Consider the following 4,307-nt stretch of genomic DNA (forward strand, 5'->3'; position numbering starts at 1 on the left):
TTTCCCAATATATTCACTTTCGCAATCAATCAACTAATTTATCTAAAATTAACCAATGTCAACCTAGCCAAGACCATTATATCTTCGCTCAAATTCTGATATATTTCAAAATATCTCCAGCTTTTTCTTTTTGATCCAGTAATTGTAGCCGCGCCTGTAATAAGCCCTTAAGCGCAGTCTGATTTTCTGGTTCCCTTTGCAAAACCAGTTCATAACCCCGTACTTCGTCTTCCAGTTTTGATTTTTGGTCAGCAGAGGTCAAAGTGCCTTTGGTGCTAGCGGTATTCTGGTTTGAGGGTGGCGTATTATTAAATGCTCCAATTATGGGAATCACCGAAACACCCACAAAAGCGAGAATTGCCACCGCCAAGACGATTTGAACTATCCAACGATTGCGCGGTTGAGACACAGTTTTGTCTTTCTCCTAAATTTTAATGACATTATCATTTACACAAATCGTAAAGTTAAAAATTTCCAAAACTTTGCGGAATACCGCCAATTGCCTGTGAATTTTATAACAATTAACTATTTACACTGCTAAAGTAAGTGATGACTTTAGGAGGAGCCGTCAGAATTGTAGCTATGATATGCTTCCGAAACTAGTGTAAAGGCGCTAAATTACACATTTAGTGTTTATACACTCAATTTAGCGCCTTTAGTATTGTATAGAGTACCCTAGTGTGACTTTGTGAAAAGCAAATATACTTTCATCAGTCGCACAAATGCTCTTTCCAGCTGCCTTTGTAAAATCCCACAATGGGATGTGTCTGTGCCGCAAGGAGTTTTTATGAATTCCGACCTGATGCCGTTGCCTGAATCCTCCAATTCTTCTGCCTCTAACCAGGGCCCAACTAACATAGGGGCAGCCGCTAATGTTCGCATAGCAGCCAAGTCCTCTAAAGAAGTTGAAAATTCGCCTGTTAACCCCATTGAGACTGACTCAAATGGGAACTTAGTCAATCGACAGCAACCGATTCCGCCTCCCAGTGAGCCGATGCAATATCGAGCGATCGGGTTAGTTAGGGGTCGCTATCATGCTAGCAGCGAACAATTTACTCAAGGTACGCTGCTGACTACCGATGGTGTAGAACTCAATGCCGTCCTCCTAGGTCGGATTATGAGCTTAGTCAAGAATCACCTAGACTTAGAAAAAGAACACTTGTGGGTAGTATATCCACGTACAAGACAAGAGAATGATACCTTGCACATCCAAATCGTCGGAGTTTGGGAGCCAGAAAATCTGGCAAAAAACTCAACAGATGAAGACGAGTCAGACTTGGAGTTGCAAGAGTTACAAACACCCGATGATGGCTTATCTGAAAACTCTGAACTAAGTACAATTTCCGTAATTCCCTCATCAGAAGTTACAGATGGTGGTTTTTCTGTTCGTGGTGAGGTAGTATACCAATCTTTTGACGCTAAGAGCTTGGTAGTCAAAATTAGGCAGGCTGCACGCAAACCAACTGAGAAACCCAAGTATTTTAAGTTGAAATTGAGGGGTGTGCTGACCACCAAAGCAGTAGGAAAGTTCTGGGACTTCCAAGCCAAGCGAGAAGCTGACGTTTTGATAGTAGAAAAAGCTGAGGCGATCGCTGACTTGCCCAAAAAACGTAAACCACCATTCAAAGGTGGCGGTGGCCCTCGTGCTGGCGGTGGCGGTGGTGCTGGTGCTAGAAAACCATTCCCCCCCAGACGCAGTGGCGAAACCCCACGTCCTATCAAGAAAACAGGCGCAGGCGGTGACACCTCTGTAGTGTCAAAACCTATACCCAAAACACCCACTCCTAAGCCCATCAAGCGACCGAAACCGACTCAAGAGTAGAATTGGGAATTGGGCATGGGGCATGGGGCATGGGGCATGGGGCATGGCTCAGTAATCAGAAGTTCTTATTCTGCCTCCCCTGCTCCCCCTACTCCCCACTCCCCAGTATCAAAAATCCGTCCTACGGTCTTGGGGTAGAAAAGATCGCTCCATCGGAATTGGGGAAACTGGTTCTGTTAGGGTAAACGTACCTGCTTCGATCCACTTTTTCAACTCTAGGGCGACTTGTTTAGAAAAAAACAAACTCGCTAAGGGGGCAGAGCGTACTGCTTTGCCCTCAATGGTGATCCGCCCAGATTTGAGTTGAGCGTAACTCACTAAACCAAAAGTGGGACGGACGCGCCGGGGAATGGAAAAATCCACGATTGGGGCTACTAAGTCTTGATCTTGGACGGCACAGTGTTCAACTACTTGTTCATTTAATACAGGCAGTGGTACACCAACACCTAACATCAATGAGGGGCCATAACTTTTGAAGTAACATCCACGCACCCAGTGAGCATCCATTTGCTTGGCATCACCAATTAAAGCTAAAGTGGCGGAAGGCCCAATCGGTGTACGATTAGCTAAACGCTTTTGTAAAGGGAAATGCTGAGTGCCTTCCCAAGCGACATAACCAATACCACCGCCTAAAAAAATTCGAGTCCCTATACCAACGAGTTGTAAATCGGGGTCGTTGAGTAAGGGGGAAATAGCACCTGGGTTAGAGTAAACGGCATTCCCCAGACGCGGTTGTAAAGGGCCGAGATAGGTGAAGAGGGGGCGATCGCCACCATTTACCCCAACAATAAAATTTTGATAAAGATTGCGCGGATTAAATAAATAAAACTGATTAATCGTTTCACTGGTAATTGTAGTTTCAAAAGTTGCTCTGGGATAACAATCTGTTACTTGTCCTTGCGCTTTTACGTTTATAGATTTACCCGCAATCAAATCTTCGATTACATGACCGCCGCCACGTTCTCGGACTTCTTCCCCGTCCGTCGTCTCCACAGCAGAACTCGCACCCAAATATAAATCTACTGCTCCAAAACCAGAGTATGCTGGCACACCATCTAACCAGCATCGGCGAATTTTTATCGGGGGGTCAGTGTGTCCGAGATTGATAATTGCACCACTTGATTCCATCGGCTCAAATGTGCCAGTGGTAATTACATCAACTTCTTTAGCAGCTTTAGTAACACCGATTTCTACAACTCGTGCCTTTAATTCTTCAGTTGTCAACACTACCGCACGTTGGCGGCTGATTTTTTCGTTAATTTCTGCAATTGTTCGCATTTTATCAGTGCTAGCGCTTCCTGCTGTCTTCCTTTTTGAAGGATATCTTGATAAATCACAGACTCTTGCATAATTTCCTCTCGAAATAGTTGTCGCCAATCTCTGCGCGACAGCTTAACACCCCACATAGGGTTAAAATTCCCAAAAAAACAATTCAAGTATTGCAAAGTCCAAATCATATATTTTTTGAGGCCTGCACGCTACCTATGTCCGAAATATTTTTCCTATATACGTAATACTACTATAGATAAAGTATTGTATTATTCATAAAATGTATGTATGGTTAGGATTGACTAGTACAGCTTGGCGAAATGATTTTACGTCAACTGAAAGAAACATTTCTAGCTTTTGTAAGCATTCTAAGCCAACTAGTCAATCGTAAAGTGAGAGATCAAAGCAGATGCTAGAAGGTTTTGGGAAGGTAATAAAAAAGATGTCTCCCCAAAAGTCACAAGGCTAGCTATTTATAGTGAAGCTACTCTCTGGCGAACTTATCTTTACTTCTACCCCCTGAAAACAATTCTACTTGTTGCGATTCATTATATTCCTACACTCCACCCGATAACGAATTGAGTAAGATGCAATGACTACTTCTGAATTAGCTAATTTTGAGCAAAAAAACCAAAGTAAGATTTCCAATAGAATTGAAAATTTTTCCTCTCCATCAGATGAGAAAAAGTTGTTTAACTTGAAGGTAATAGAATATTTATTACTTACAGCTTTTGTATCTTCTGGACTCTTTATTATTTTTCTTTCAGATGATAAAACAGTTGTAATCTCTGGAGCAGTATCTCTAACTTTTGTGTTTTTTTTATTGCTGATCAATAGACAAGTATTTCAGAACTATAAGAAGGCCGCTTATCAGTCTGAACTCACCAAAAAAGCTGAACTCTATAGTTATCTATTGACCAATCCTAATTCCTGGGATAAAGATACGCTGACTCTAACAAGAGGGAAGGCTTTACAATACAGCCAAGACTTGATTAACGATTATAAAAGAATTAGGAGTTTATCAAGGAATCTTTACTATAGTTTGCAAATTGCGACAGTGATTTTATCAGGAGTCACACCAATTTTAGTTCTAGTAGACAAATTAGAAGTAGGACAAGCTTGGCTCAAGTGGCTCCCTGTACTTTGCCCAGCTATTGCTTCTATAGTTGCCAGTATAGTTACCTCTTTTCCATTTCCAAAGAATTCGCTTGCTGCT

The 4,307-nt window shown here is 42.2% G+C and carries 6 protein-coding genes; 3 read left to right on the forward strand and 3 right to left on the reverse strand.

Annotated elements, in window-relative coordinates:
• Positions 1-88: 88 nt before the first annotated feature.
• Positions 89-409, reverse strand: a complete 321-nt coding sequence (locus tag LC574_RS28840) for a hypothetical protein (protein ID WP_229457063.1) — start codon at positions 407-409, stop codon at positions 89-91.
• A gap of 378 nt (positions 410-787) precedes the next feature.
• Here LC574_RS28840 and LC574_RS28845 point away from each other — a divergent pair, with 378 nt between their 5' ends.
• Positions 788-1,822: a hypothetical protein gene (locus LC574_RS28845; protein WP_229457064.1), complete on the forward strand. Its 1,035-nt coding sequence runs from the start codon at positions 788-790 to the stop codon at positions 1,820-1,822.
• A 15-nt stretch (positions 1,823-1,837) separates the two neighbouring features.
• Complete coding sequence (locus LC574_RS38300; RefSeq protein WP_267871712.1) at positions 1,838-1,960, forward strand: hypothetical protein; 123 nt, start codon at positions 1,838-1,840, stop codon at positions 1,958-1,960.
• On the opposite strand, the gene LC574_RS28850 is transcribed toward LC574_RS38300, so the two are convergent.
• Both LC574_RS28850 and LC574_RS28855 read right to left on the reverse strand, forming a co-directional pair.
• Positions 1,931-3,100 (reverse strand): homocysteine biosynthesis protein, encoded by a 1,170-nt coding sequence (locus LC574_RS28850; protein ID WP_229457065.1) that lies wholly within the window; start codon positions 3,098-3,100, stop codon positions 1,931-1,933. The genes LC574_RS38300 and LC574_RS28850 overlap by 30 nt on opposite strands.
• A complete protein-coding gene (locus tag LC574_RS28855; RefSeq protein ID WP_229457066.1) occupies positions 3,049-3,279 on the reverse strand; it encodes a hypothetical protein in 231 nt (76 codons plus the stop codon). Before LC574_RS28855 ends, LC574_RS28850 begins: the two co-directional genes overlap by 52 nt.
• A 404-nt stretch (positions 3,280-3,683) precedes the next feature.
• Between LC574_RS28855 and LC574_RS28860 the strand changes: the two genes are divergently transcribed.
• A partial coding sequence (locus LC574_RS28860) for a DUF4231 domain-containing protein (protein WP_229457067.1) occupies positions 3,684-4,307 on the forward strand: 624 nt, incomplete at its 3' end.

It is taken from the genome of Nostoc sp. CHAB 5715 (assembly GCF_020829685.1).
In the GTDB taxonomy this organism is placed as follows: domain Bacteria; phylum Cyanobacteriota; class Cyanobacteriia; order Cyanobacteriales; family Nostocaceae; genus Nostoc.